The organism is Sabulicella flocculans (assembly GCF_045449635.1).
Classification (GTDB): domain Bacteria; phylum Pseudomonadota; class Alphaproteobacteria; order Acetobacterales; family Acetobacteraceae; genus Roseococcus.
Genome location: NZ_JBJJBR010000010.1, coordinates 86,356 through 97,805, shown reverse-complemented (window position 1 = coordinate 97,805; position 11,450 = coordinate 86,356). Strand labels below are relative to the sequence as shown.

Below are 11,450 nucleotides of genomic sequence, written 5' to 3'. Positions count from 1 at the left end.
GGCAGGATAACCCCCCTTTGCCCGAAGCGCTGCCCGCGCGCAGCATGGCGCCATGCCGAACGACCCGCGCCTGGACCCCGAGATGGCCGCCTTCACCGCGATGATGGAGGCGCGCGCCCAGCCCATCGCCCTGCCCGCCGCGCCGCGCGCCGCGCCCTTCGAGCCGCTGCGCCGGCTGAATGACGGCCCGCAGGAGGCGCTGGCCGAGGGCGGCCCCCTGATGGCCGAGAGCCGCGACCTGTGGTGGCCCATCCGCGGCCGGCGCACCCTGGTGCGGCTGCACCGCCCGGTGGCCGGCGGCGCGCTGCCGGTGCTGCTGTACCTGCATGGCGGCGGCTGGGTCTGGGGCTCGATTGACACGCATGACCGGCTGATGCGCGCCTATGCCGCCGCCGCGGGCTGCGCCGTGCTGGGGCTGGACTACGCGCTGTCGCCCGAGGCGGTGTTTCCCCAGGCGCTGGAGGAGTGCGCCGCCGCCCTGCGCTTCGCCGCCGCGCGCGGCGCCGAATGGGGGCTGGACGGCGCGCGCATCGTGCTGGGCGGGGACAGCGCCGGCGCCAACCTGGCCGCCGCCACCGCCCTGCTGAACGCCGAGGCCGCCGACCCCGTGCCGCTGCGCGGGCTGCTGCTGAACTACGGCGTCTTCGACCACGACCTGGACACGCCCAGCTACCGCGAATTCGCCGCCGGCTACGGGCTGACGCGCGACAAGATGCGCTTCTACTGGGACGCCTACTGCCCCGACCCGCTGGCGCGGCTCTCCCCCCTCGCCTCGCCGCTGCGGGGCGACCTGTCGGTGCTGCCGCCCACCCTGCTGCACGTGGCCGAGCTGGACGTGCTGGCCAGCGAGAACCACGCCTTCGCCGAGAAGCTGCGCCAGGCCGGGGTGAAGCTGGAGCTGGAGGTCTTCCCCGGCACTGTGCACGGCTTCCTGCGCGCCCAGGGACGCGTCGGCGCCACCGACCGCGCCACGGCGGCGGCCGCATCCTGGCTGGGGGCGCGGCTGGCCTGAACGCCGCCGCGCTGGCACCCTGCCGGCGGAGGAGAGACACGCCCATGAACCTGTCCCGCATGCTGGACGCGCGCGCCGCCGCCGGGAGGCCCATCACCGTGGGCGTGATCGGCGCCGGCAAGTTCGGCTCGATGTTCCTTGCCATGGCGGTGCGCCGGCCAGGCGTGCACGTCGCCGTCATCGCCGACCTCTCGCCGGAGCGCGCCCGCGCCAACCTGGAGCGCATCGGCTGGGAGCCCGAGCGCGCCAGCGCCGCCAGCCTGGACACCGCCCTGGCCGGCGGCGGCACCTTCGTGACGGAAGACGCCACGGCGGTGAACGACCCGCGCATCGAGGTGGTGGTGGAAAGCACCGGCAACCCCGCCGCCGGCATCCGCCACGCCCTGGCCGCCATCGCGGCGAAGCAGCATGTGGTGATGGTGAACGTGGAGGCCGACGTGCTGGCCGGCCCGGCCCTGGCGGCGCGAGCGGCCAAGGCGGGCGTCGTCGTCTCCATGGCCTATGGCGACCAGCCGGCCCTGGTCTGCGAGTTGGTGGACACGATCCGCGCCATGGGCCTGCCGGTGGTGGCGGCCGGCAAGGGCACGAAATACCTGCCCCGCTTCCACGAGAGCACGCCCGACACCGTCTGGGGCTTCTACGGCCTGTCGCCCGAGGAGGCGGCGAAGGGCGGCATGAACCCGCAGATGTTCAACTCCTTCCTGGACGGCACCAAGAGCGGCATCGAGATGGCCGCCATCGCCAATGCCACCGGGCTGGAGCCGCCGGAGGACGGGCTGGCCTTCCCGCCCTGCGGCGTGGGGGACCTGCCGCACCTGCTGCGCCCGGCGAGCGAGGGCGGCATCCTGCCGCGCAAGGGCGTGGTGGAGGTGATCTCGTCACTGGAGCGCGATTCGCGCCCGGTGGCGGGCGACCTGCGCTGGGGCGTCTACGCCACCTTCGAGGGCGAGACGGACTACATCCGCCGCTGCTTCGGCGAATACGGCGTGCGCACCGACGACACGGGGCGCTACGCCGCGCTGTGGCGGCCCTACCACCTGATCGGGCTGGAGCTGGCGGTTTCGGTCGCTTCCGTTGCGCTGCGGCGCGAGCCCACGGGCTGTTCGCTGGAATGGCGCGGCGACGTGGCCGCCACCGCCAAGCGCGACCTGAAGGCCGGCGAGATCCTGGATGGCGAGGGCGGGGCGATGGTCTGGGGCAAGTGCATCCCGGCGTCGCGCGCGCTGCGCGAGGACGCGCTGCCGATCGGCCTGGCGCATGGCGTGCGGCTGCTGCGCGACGTGCCGAAGGGCGCATCCCTGCGCAAGGCCGACGTGGCGCTGGATGAAGCGAGCGAGGCGGTGATCCTGCGCCGCGAGATGGAGGGAATGTCCTGATGGGTTCGCTGTTCGATCTTTCCGGCAAGGTCGCCATCGTCACCGGCGGCTCGCGCGGCATCGGCCGCGCCATCTGCGAGCGCCTGGCCGAGCACGGCGCCAAGGTGGTGGTGTCCTCGCGCAAGGCCGATGCCTGCCAGGAGGTGGTGGACGCCATCACGGCTAAGGGCGGCACCGCCATGGCGCTGGCCTGCAACATCGGCCGCAAGCCGGAGCTGCAGGCGCTGGTGGACGGCACGCTGGCGGCCTGGGGCCAGGTGGACATCCTGGTCTGCAACGCCGCGGTGAACCCGTATTTCGGCCCCTCCCAGGACATCCCGGACGAGGCCTATGACCGCATCATGAATTCCAACGTCCGGTCCAACCTGTGGCTGTGCCAGATGGCGATCCCGGGCATGGCGGAGCGCGGCGGCGGCTCCGTCATCATCGTCTCCTCCATCGGCGGCTTCCGCGGCTCGCCGCGGCTCGGCATCTACGGCGTCTCCAAGGCGGCGGACATGCAGCTGGCGCGCGCGCTGGCGGTGGAATGGGGGCCGCGCAACGTGCGGGTGAACGCCATCGCCCCCGGCCTGGTGAAGACCGACTTCGCCCGCGCGCTGTGGGAGGACCCGGTGAACCTGAAGAAGCGCACCCGCGACACGCCCCTGCTGCGCATCGGCGAGCCGGACGAGATCGCCGGCGCGGCGGTGTTCCTGGCCAGCCCCGCCAGCGGCTTCATGACCGGGCAGAGCATGGTGGTGGATGGCGGCGTGCTGGCCGGCCCGCCGCTGGTGGAGGAGGAGTAGCCCACCCCAGCGCGCGAAGGCGGGCACCCGAGGCCCGCGGGCCGGACGGTGATACCGGCCGCCGCCGCCCGCGACGTGAGCGGGGCGCAACCCCAGGCGAGGACCTTCCGCGACGCCCCCGCTCCGTCGGGGGACACCCGTGGCGACACCCCGCGAGGCGGCGCCACGGTGGCGGTGCAGGCCCTTCGCCGCGAACACGCGCGCGGGTGTGGCAGCGGCCGGAAGGAGGCGGCAGGTGGGCATGGCCACCTGCCGCTTCAAGGGGTCAGCGGGACAGGTTCTCGCTGATGTAGGGCGGCAGGTGGAAGGCGCCGACATGGATCTCCGGCGTCCAGTAGCGGGTCTTGCCGGCGATGCCCGCGGCCTCGGCCCGGGCGCGGATGGTGGCGGCGTCGTGCTGGCGCAGCGCGGCGTCCTTCGCCGCCCAGCCCAGCGTCATGAAGCCGCCCACATAGGTCGGCACCGCCGCCACATAGGCCCAGGTGTCGGCGAAGGACTTGGCGCGGCGCAGGTTGGTGTCGCGCAGCTCATCGGCCTGCATGAAGGGCACGCCGCACTGGTTGACGATCAGGCCTTTGTCGCTCAGCAGCCGCGCGGCGTTGGCGTAGAATTCCTCCGTGAACAGCACCTCGCCCACGCCGATGGGGTCCGTGCTGTCCACGATCACCACGTCGAAGGAGCCGGCGGGCGCGGTGCGGACGTAGTCGATGCCGTCGCCCACGATCACCTCGGCGCGCGGGTCGGTCCAGGCGTCGCCGCCGATGCCGGGCAGGAACTCCTTGGACAGGCGGATCACCTCGCCGTCGATCTCGACCTTCACCGCCTTCTCGACGGTGGAATGCTGCAGCACGCGCTTCAGCACGCCGCCATCGCCGGCACCGATGATCAGCACGCGCTTCGCCGCGCCATGCGCCAGCAGCGGCACGTGGGTCAGCATCTCCTGGTAGACGAACTCGTCGCGCTCGGTGATCTGCACCACGCCGTCCAGCAGCATGACGCGGCCATGGCTCTCGCTCTCGAAGACCATGATGTCCTGGAAGTCGCTCTTCACCCGCGCCAGCTCGCGCGTCACGCGGAAGCGCTGGCCCCACTCGGCGTAGAGCGTCTCGTTCACCCAGGAATCGGTCGTCATCGTCGGTCTCCGTCTCACGAAAAAGGGCCGGGCGCTGCCGCCCGGCCCCGTGCCCTGCGCGTGCGGGCGGGCCTCAGCCGATCAGGCCGCGCTTGTGCTCGGCCAGCTGCACGCGCTCGGCCAGGAAGCCGCGCTTGAGGTGCGGGATGGCCTTGTAGGGATCGCAGTCGCCGCAGACGAAGATGTCCAGCGCGGCGTAGTCGCGCTCCGGCCAGGTGTGGATGGACACGTGGCTCTCGGCCAGCACCAGCACGCCCGACACGCCGCCATTGGGCGAGAAGTGGTGGAAGTGCCCATGCAGGATGGTGGCGCCGGTGGCGATCGCCGCCTCGCGCAGCACCGCGTCGATGTGGCCGGGATCATCCAGGTTGGTCGCGCCCCACAGGTCCACGATCAGGTGCGTGCCGGCGTAGCGGACGCCGTTGCGCTCCACGAAGTAGTCCTTCTGCTCGCCATGCGAGACGGTGGTCGTGGCGTCGGTCGCGAGCGCGTCCTCCAGCCGAACGAGAGTGTCCATGCGGGCAAACCCTTTCATACGGGGAGAAGACCTGGGTCCAACGGCTGTGCGGCCACCGCGGCCGTCGGTTCGTAGGGGGTCAACGTGAGCGGGGATATGGGGCACCTGACCCCGGGGGTCAAATGAAAATCCTCCCCGCGCCCCGAAAAAAACGCGGACCTCCCCCCCAACCGGCGCGCGACTCATCCTGTGGGGAGCGCTGCAGTCCGCAATGGCTCCCGCCATTGGCCCAAACCCCGGAAGAGATTCAGTTCACGCGCCATGCGCGGCAGGTCGGCCAGGCCCCGCACCGGGTCGGCGGTCAGTGCCTCGAAGCCATGCGCCAGCGCGCCGGCCGGGAAACGCGCGGCATAGGCGGCGCGCAGCGTGCCCACCCCGCGCTCATCCCCCGCCAGCGCCAGCAGGGCGGCCTGGCGCAGCGCCACCCGCTGCACCGGCTCGGGCAGCGGGCCCTGGGGCGGGGCCAGCGCGGCCAAGTGGCGGCCCAGCGCGGCGGCCGCGGCGGCGAAGTCCCGCCCTTCCGTGAGGATCTCGGCCAGCGCCTCGTCGCCCGCCGGGCCCAGCGCCGCCAGAGCCTCCGCCGCTACCGCGCGGTTGCCGCGCCGGGCCTCGGCGCGCGCGGCCAGCACCGCGCGCTCCCGCAGCAGGGGCGCAGAGATGGCCGGCGCGCCGCTGGCGGCCAGCGCTTCCAGCGCCCCGGCCGCGTCGCGCTCGCCCAACCGCAATGTGGCCAGCCGCAGGCCCAGCGCGGCGCGCGCCTCGCCGGGCGGCATCCGGTCCATGGCGCGGCGCAGCAGGGCGCCGCCGCGTTCTGGCAGGTCCAGCGCCACCAGGCGCTCGGCGAGGGCGGCCAGCGCGGCCTCGCCCGCCGCGTCGGCCGGCACCAGCTCCGGATGGGCATCATGCAGCGCCACCGCCTGCATCGGCGGCTCGTTGCCCAGCGCCTGCAGGAAGGCGGACTGGATGCCGGGCCGCAGCGCCGCCGCCGATTCCGGGAAGGCCGCCTCCGCCTCGCGCAGCATGGCGATGGCGCCGCGGGCGTCGCCGCCCTCCTGGCGCAGCTGGGCGATGCGGCGGCGCAGCGCCAACTCCTCCTCGTCGCCGCGCCAGGCGAACAGGGCGGCGTCCAGCGCCCGCGCCGCCCCGGCGGGGTCCAGACGGCCGGTGGCCAGCCGCAGCTCCGCCGCGCGGCGCAGGGCGCGGGCACGGGTGCGGCGGTCCCGCCCATTGGCGGCGGCCTCCAGCGCCTCCAGCGCGCGGTCGGCGTTGCCCTCGGCCTCCTCGGCCAGGGCCAGGGCCATGTGCATCGGCACCTCCTCGCCCGCGGCCTCGGCCAGGCGGCGGGCGCCGGCGGGGTCTCCGCCCTCGGCGAGGGCCTCGGCCACCGGCGCCAGCAGGCGGCGCCGCAGCCCCTCGGGGTAGGACAGCAGCAGGGGCAGCGTGCTCGCCAGCGCCGGGGCGGCGGCGCGCGGGTCGCCGGCGCGGGCGGCCCGCAAGCCGCGCCAGAAGGACAGTTCGTCCGATTCGGGCAGCGGCGCCTCCAGCCCCTGGCCGCCCTCGCCCAGCAGCAGCGCCGCGATGCCGGCCAGCGCGCGGTGGCGCGGGGCCTGGGCGGCCTCGGGCGTCTCGGCGGCGGCGAGGCGGAGCTGCGCGGCTGCCTCCTGCGGCAGCCCCAGCGCCAGGAAGCCTTGCGCGGCCTGCAGGCGGGCCGGCGCGCGGGACAGCGGCGGCGTCTGCGCCACCGCCGCCTGGTCGGCCCGCAGGCGTTCCAGCAGGGCGGGCACCGGCTGGGCCGGCAGGTCCAGGAAGCGCGTCATGGCGGCGCCGGCCACCAGGCGTTCCGGCGCCGCGCCGCCAGCGGCCAGGGCGCCGCCCTCCAGCGCGGCGACGAAGCGCCCGGGCCCGGGGCGCAGCGTCAGCCGGTCGCTGCGGGCCAGCAGGACGGCCCCGGCGAAGGAGGGCAGCACCTCGAACTCCGGCCAGGACCGCGCGAGCGGCTGGCGCTGCCCGCCGTCCCGGTGGGTGCCGACCAGCAGCGGCAGCTCGGTCAGCGGATCATTCAGCACCAGCACGCTGCCGGGCGCGGCGGCGGCGATCTGCGCGCGGCCCTCCGCGAAGGTCAGCTCCGCCGGGGGCGTGCCGGCGGCCGGACGGAACTCCACCAGCAGGTCGCCGCCCTGGCGCAGCACGGCCGGCGCCAAGCCCGGCGGCAGCGGCACGATCAGCGCCGCGCCGCCGGCCAGGCGCCGCGCCTCCGCCACCGGCCAATGCGGGTGGCCGGACAGGCGGGACAGGTCGAAGGGCTGCTCGGTTTCCAACGCCAGCACCATCCGGTCCCCGCGCGGGAACAGCGCAATGCCGGCCGCGCCGGCGCGCAGCAGGCGCAGGCCCGGCGGGCCGGCGGCAGGGCCGGGCAGCACGCGCAGGCCATCGGCAGCGGGGGGCGGCGCGATGGCGACGGCCGGCGGCGGCGCCGCCGGAAGAACGACCGGCGCTGGGGCCGGCAGCGGCACTGCCGGCGCAGCGGAGAGGCGCGGCGGCGCGGCGGCGCCCTCCGGGGAAGGCGCGGCGGCGGGGCTGGGAGAGGGCGCGGCGCGTTCAGCCGGCTGCGGCTGGGCGGCCGGAGCGGCGGGCTGGGACGGCGTCGGCGGCGGCGCCTCCCGCGGCTCGGAACGACGGGCGACGACGGGGGCGCGCGGCGCCGGCGCGGCCGGGGCGGCGTCCAGCACGTCCAGCGCCACCTTGGCGCCGCTGCGGAAATGGCGGATGCGCGCACCGGGGGCGATGGTCACCTCCACCACCTCCCCATCGCGGCGGATGGCCTGCATGTTGCGCGGCAGGCGGCGCGGCAGGGCGATCTCGGCGCCCGGGGGGAAGCGCAGGCGCACGCGCTCCCCCTCCTGCTCCACGCGGTAGGGCGGCGCGGAGGGCCAGTCGAAGACGATGCGCCCGTGGCCCGGGTGCTCGCCGGTGCGGACGGGGACGGTCTGCGCCGCGGCGGGTGCCGCGGCCAGCAGGGCGGCCAGGGCCAGGGCGCGCATCAGTCGAAGCTCGCCAGCAGCTTGTCGATCTCCTCCTGCGAGGAGGCGGCGGCCGGCAGCTGCGGGCCGCTGGCCAGCGCGCGGCCCTCGCTCACCGCCGGCGCCGGCGCTTCCTCCGGCGCCAGGCGCTGGTCGAAGCGCGCCGTCACCGCCGCCACCCGCTGCTCGATGGCCTTGAGCGCCGTCACCACCTTGCCGATGCGCTGGCCGGTGATGTCCTGGAAGGAACACGCCTCGTAGATGCGCGTCACCGCGTCGCCCAGCGCCGCGCCGTGCTCCGCCGCCACCTTGGGCTGCAGCGCCTCCAGCACCTCGCACACGTCCAGGATCTCGTTGGTGGCGGTGGCGGTGTGCTCCACCACCGCGTCCAGTTCGTCCGTGGCGGAGGGGATGTGCCGCTCCTTGATGTCGTCCACGCGCAGGGCGGCGATCTCGCTCTTGGCGCGGGCGACCTCGGCGCCCAGCGCCTCCAGTTCGCTCAGCAGCACCACCTCGTTCACCGACAGGTCGCCGGAAAGGGAGCCGAGCACCTCGCGCACCGCCGCCTCGATGGGGTCCTGGCCGCCGTCAGGCATGGACCAGCACCTTCTCGATCTTCTCGCGCAGCGTTTCCGCGTTGAAGGGCTTGACGATGTAGTTGGACACGCCCGCCTGCTTGGCGGCCACCACGTTCTCCGTCTTGCTCTCGGCGGTGACCATGATGAAGGGCGTGTGCTTCAGCCGGGCATCGGCGCGCACCTCCTTCAGCAGGTCCAGCCCGGTCATCGGCTCCATGTTCCAGTCGCTGATGACCAGGCCGAAATTGCCCGCGCGCAGCTTGGCCAGCGCCTCGGAGCCGTCGGTGGCTTCCTCGACATTGTCGAATTCCAGCTGCTTCAGCAGGTTGCGGATGATCCGCAGCATGGTCTTGTAGTCGTCCACGATGAGGACGTTGATGCTCTTGTCCATGGCCATCTCGCTTTCCAGCGTCTCCTGTCTCGGGGTCAGTCACGGCGGGCGCGGGCGCGCGCCAGCTCGGCGGTGAGGGCGCGGGCGCGCTCGGGCCGCATCGCGGCCAGCACGGGCGCCACCTTGGCCTCGCGCATGCGCTCCATCACCGGCACGGCGACGCCCTGGTCCAGCTCCTCCAGGATCGCCGCCGCCTCGCGCGGGCGCATCGCCTCGTAGGTGCGCACCAGGCCACGCCAGCCCTGCTCGGCGCGCTCGTCGCGCGTGCGGGCCTCGGACTCGAAGCGGGCCTGCATGGCGGCGATCTCCTCCAGCCGGGCGGCGATGCGCCGCTCGGCGGCGGCGGCGATCACCTCGCGCTCCGCCAGGGCGGCCTCGCGCGCCTCCACCTCGGCGCGGCGGGCGCGCAGCGCTTCCAGGATGGCGCGCTCCGCCGCCGCCTCGGGGCTGGGGGCCTCGGGCGCGGCCGGGGTGGCGGCGGGACGCGCCGGCGCCGGTGGCGGGGGCGCGGACGGGGCGGGCGCCGGGCCGCTGGCGGCGGCGGGCGAGACCAGCGTGGCCTCCGTCCAGGCGCCGTGCAGCTTCACCGCCAGCAGCGCGGCCATGGCCAGCAGGGCCAGGGGCAGCGGGCGCGGCCTCACGAGCGCAGGCCCAGGGCACGGGCCAGCTCGCGCTCCGCCTCGCTGCGCGGGCCGGCCGGGGCGGCGGGCGGGGTGGCCAGCGGCCGCGCCTGCTGCACCGCCCCCTCCAGCCGGTCGGCCATCGCCTCGCCGCGCTCCAGCAGGTAGCGCAGGTCGTCGCGGATGGCCTCGGCGGCGGCCAGGCGGGCATTGACCTCGCGGCAGGCGGATTGCGCGCCCTCGCGCAGACGGGCCAGCGCGGCATCGGCCTGGCGGGAGGCCTCGCCCATGCCAGCCGCCCCGGCCTCCAGCGCGGCGCGGTCGGCGCGCAGGGCGCGCAGGGCGCGCTCCAGCCGCAGCGCCATCGGCAGGGTGGCGCCCAGCAGGGCGATGACGGCGAGCTGCGCCGCCCATTCCAAGGTGCTCATGCCGCTTCCCCCGCCCCGCGCAGCGCCTCGCCGATCCGCACCGCCGGGCGGTTCTCCACCCGGCCGTACTCGGCCTCGAACATCGGCACCGGGCCGCAGTTCAGCCGCAGCGGCCCGCCAGGCGGGGTGTTCAGCACCAGCCGGTCCCCGGGCTTGAGCGAGATGACGGAGGAAAGCGGCATCACCTGCTGGTCCAGCACCAGGTCCAGCGAGACGGAGGTGTGGCGCAGCTGCTCGGCCAGGTGGACCTCCCAGATGGAGTCGCGGCCGAACTTCTCGCCCATGAACTGCTGCAGCAGCATCTCGCGCACCGGCTCCAGCGTGGCGTAGGGCAGCAGAAGCTCCAGCTTGCCGCCGCGGTCCTCCATCTCCACGCGCAGGCGCGTCAGCACGCAGGCGTTGGACAGGCGCGAGATGGCGGCGAAGCGCGGGTTCACCTCCAGCCGCTCGAACTGGAACACCACGTCGGCCACCGGGGCGAAGGCTTCCGCCAGGTCCTTCAGCACGACGTTGATCAGGCGCTCCACCAACGTGCGCTCGATGGTGGTGTAGGGCCGCCCCTCGATGCGCATCGCCGCGGTGCCGCGCCGGCCGCCCAGCAGCACGTCCACCACGGAATAGATCATGGCGCTGTCCACCACGATCAGCCCGTAGTTGTCCCACTCCTCCACCTTGAACACCGCCAGCATGGCCGGCAGCGGCACCGAGTTCAGGTAGTCCCCGAAGCGCTGGGACTGGATGCCGTCGATGCTCACCTCCACGTTGTCGGAGGTGAAGTTGCGCAGCGTCGTGGACATGATGCGCACCAGCCGGTCGAAGATGATCTCCAGCATCGGCAGGCGCTCGTAGGAGACGAGGCCCGAATGGATGATGCGCTCGATGCCCGAGCGCGGGCCGCCGCCCTCGCCGCCCTCCGCGCCCTCGAAGCCCAGCAGGCTGTCGATCTCGGCCTGGTTCAGCACGCGCGCGGCGTCGGGCGCCGGGGCGGGGCCGGCGGCGCCCTCCTCCTCCTCGGCGGCCAGGGCCGCGCCCCAGGCGGCGGCGAGGTCGTCGTCCTCCTCCCCGCTCATTGCACCAGGATCTCCGTGAACAGCACGTCGCTGACGCGCGCGGGGGCGGCCGCCACGTTGGCGCGGGCGATCAGCTCCTCCCTCAGCCGGTGGGTGCCGGCGCTGCCGCGCAGGTCCTCCGGCCGCAGCTCCCGCAGGTAGGTGGTGAACAGGTCCACGACGCGCGGCATGGCGGCCTGCAGCGCCGCGGCATCGGCCGCGCCCTGCACCTCGATCTGGCTCTTGACACGGATGAAGGCGGCGCGGCGGCCGGGCGCGTTCAGGTTGGCGGTGATCTCCGGCAGGGTGACGAAGACCGGGCGGCGGTCCGGCGCGGCGGGCGCGCCTTCCGCAGCCGGCGGCGCCTTGCCCAGCCCGGGAATGAGGCCCAGGAAGAAGGCCGCCCCGCCGCCGCCGGCCAGCAGCAGCACCGGCAGCGCGATCAGCAGCAGCTTCTTGCCGCCCTTCCGCTTCGGGGCATCCGCCGCCTCCCCCTCCTGGGGGGCGGGATTGGCCTGGGCCGTCGCCATGCGCCGCTCGAC

12 protein-coding genes are annotated in these 11,450 nt (G+C 74.8%); 3 read left to right on the top strand and 9 right to left on the bottom strand.

Annotation, left to right across the window (positions count from 1 at the left end; all coding sequences use genetic code 11):
* Positions 1-52 precede the first annotated feature (52 nt).
* Genes ACI6QG_RS11530 through ACI6QG_RS11520 form a run of 3 tightly spaced genes read left to right on the top strand, consistent with a single transcriptional unit; the run spans position 53 to position 3,173 of the window.
* On the top strand, positions 53-1,012 hold the full coding sequence (locus ACI6QG_RS11530; RefSeq protein ID WP_407024705.1) for an alpha/beta hydrolase: 960 nt from the start codon (positions 53-55) through the stop codon (positions 1,010-1,012).
* Between the two features lie 44 nt (positions 1,013-1,056).
* Positions 1,057-2,388 carry an NAD(P)H-dependent oxidoreductase gene (locus ACI6QG_RS11525; RefSeq protein ID WP_407024704.1) on the top strand — a complete coding sequence of 444 codons (1,332 nt, stop codon included), beginning with the start codon at positions 1,057-1,059 and terminating at the stop codon, positions 2,386-2,388.
* Positions 2,388-3,173: an SDR family NAD(P)-dependent oxidoreductase gene (locus ACI6QG_RS11520; RefSeq protein WP_407024703.1), complete on the top strand. Its 786-nt coding sequence runs from the start codon at positions 2,388-2,390 to the stop codon at positions 3,171-3,173. The genes ACI6QG_RS11525 and ACI6QG_RS11520 overlap by 1 nt, the downstream gene beginning before the upstream one ends.
* Positions 3,174-3,438: 265 nt before the next feature.
* Here the strand turns inward: ACI6QG_RS11520 and speE are convergent, their stop codons facing one another.
* The 9 genes from speE to ACI6QG_RS11475 all read right to left on the bottom strand — a co-directional run bounded on the left by speE (position 3,439) and on the right by ACI6QG_RS11475 (position 11,438).
* Positions 3,439-4,305, bottom strand: a complete 867-nt coding sequence (gene speE, locus ACI6QG_RS11515) for a polyamine aminopropyltransferase (protein ID WP_407024702.1) — start codon at positions 4,303-4,305, stop codon at positions 3,439-3,441.
* Between the two features lie 73 nt (positions 4,306-4,378).
* Positions 4,379-4,822: an adenosylmethionine decarboxylase gene (speD, locus tag ACI6QG_RS11510; RefSeq protein WP_407024701.1), complete on the bottom strand. Its 444-nt coding sequence runs from the start codon at positions 4,820-4,822 to the stop codon at positions 4,379-4,381.
* Positions 4,823-5,004: 182 nt separating this feature from the next.
* Entirely contained in the window at positions 5,005-7,863 is a 2,859-nt protein-coding gene (locus ACI6QG_RS11505; protein ID WP_407024700.1) for a hypothetical protein, read from the bottom strand.
* A complete protein-coding gene (locus ACI6QG_RS11500) occupies positions 7,863-8,438 on the bottom strand; it encodes a protein phosphatase CheZ (RefSeq protein WP_407024699.1) in 576 nt (191 codons plus the stop codon). Before ACI6QG_RS11500 ends, ACI6QG_RS11505 begins: the two co-directional genes overlap by 1 nt.
* Complete coding sequence (locus ACI6QG_RS11495) at positions 8,431-8,817, bottom strand: chemotaxis response regulator CheY (protein ID WP_407024698.1); 387 nt, start codon at positions 8,815-8,817, stop codon at positions 8,431-8,433. Before ACI6QG_RS11495 ends, ACI6QG_RS11500 begins: the two co-directional genes overlap by 8 nt.
* 29 nt (positions 8,818-8,846) lie before the next feature.
* On the bottom strand, positions 8,847-9,452 hold the full coding sequence (locus tag ACI6QG_RS11490; protein ID WP_407024697.1) for a MotE family protein: 606 nt from the start codon (positions 9,450-9,452) through the stop codon (positions 8,847-8,849).
* A complete protein-coding gene (locus tag ACI6QG_RS11485) occupies positions 9,449-9,859 on the bottom strand; it encodes a DUF6468 domain-containing protein (RefSeq protein WP_407024696.1) in 411 nt (136 codons plus the stop codon). The genes ACI6QG_RS11490 and ACI6QG_RS11485 overlap by 4 nt, the downstream gene beginning before the upstream one ends.
* Positions 9,856-10,929: a flagellar motor switch protein FliM gene (gene fliM / locus ACI6QG_RS11480; RefSeq protein WP_407024695.1), complete on the bottom strand. Its 1,074-nt coding sequence runs from the start codon at positions 10,927-10,929 to the stop codon at positions 9,856-9,858. The genes ACI6QG_RS11485 and fliM overlap by 4 nt, the downstream gene beginning before the upstream one ends.
* Positions 10,926-11,438, bottom strand: coding sequence for a flagellar basal body-associated FliL family protein (locus tag ACI6QG_RS11475; RefSeq protein ID WP_407024694.1), 513 nt, complete (start codon positions 11,436-11,438; stop codon positions 10,926-10,928). The genes fliM and ACI6QG_RS11475 overlap by 4 nt, the downstream gene beginning before the upstream one ends.
* Positions 11,439-11,450 lie beyond the last annotated feature (12 nt).

Bases quoted from the DNA above. Each gene is read 5' to 3' on its own strand.
- ACI6QG_RS11520 (WP_407024703.1), top strand. From the start codon at position 2,388: ATGGGTTCGCTGTTCGATCTTTCCGGCAAGGTCGCCATCGTCACCGGC.
- speE (WP_407024702.1), bottom strand. From the start codon at position 4,305: ATGACGACCGATTCCTGGGTGAACGAGACGCTCTACGCCGAGTGGGGC.
- ACI6QG_RS11495 (WP_407024698.1), bottom strand. From the start codon at position 8,817: ATGGCCATGGACAAGAGCATCAACGTCCTCATCGTGGACGACTACAAG.
- ACI6QG_RS11525 (WP_407024704.1), top strand. From the start codon at position 1,057: ATGAACCTGTCCCGCATGCTGGACGCGCGCGCCGCCGCCGGGAGGCCC.
- ACI6QG_RS11530 (WP_407024705.1), top strand. From the start codon at position 53: ATGCCGAACGACCCGCGCCTGGACCCCGAGATGGCCGCCTTCACCGCG.
- fliM (WP_407024695.1), bottom strand. From the start codon at position 10,929: ATGAGCGGGGAGGAGGACGACGACCTCGCCGCCGCCTGGGGCGCGGCC.
- ACI6QG_RS11505 (WP_407024700.1), bottom strand. From the start codon at position 7,863: ATGCGCGCCCTGGCCCTGGCCGCCCTGCTGGCCGCGGCACCCGCCGCG.
- ACI6QG_RS11500 (WP_407024699.1), bottom strand. From the start codon at position 8,438: ATGCCTGACGGCGGCCAGGACCCCATCGAGGCGGCGGTGCGCGAGGTG.
- speD (WP_407024701.1), bottom strand. From the start codon at position 4,822: ATGGACACTCTCGTTCGGCTGGAGGACGCGCTCGCGACCGACGCCACG.
- ACI6QG_RS11475 (WP_407024694.1), bottom strand. From the start codon at position 11,438: ATGGCGACGGCCCAGGCCAATCCCGCCCCCCAGGAGGGGGAGGCGGCG.
- ACI6QG_RS11485 (WP_407024696.1), bottom strand. From the start codon at position 9,859: ATGAGCACCTTGGAATGGGCGGCGCAGCTCGCCGTCATCGCCCTGCTG.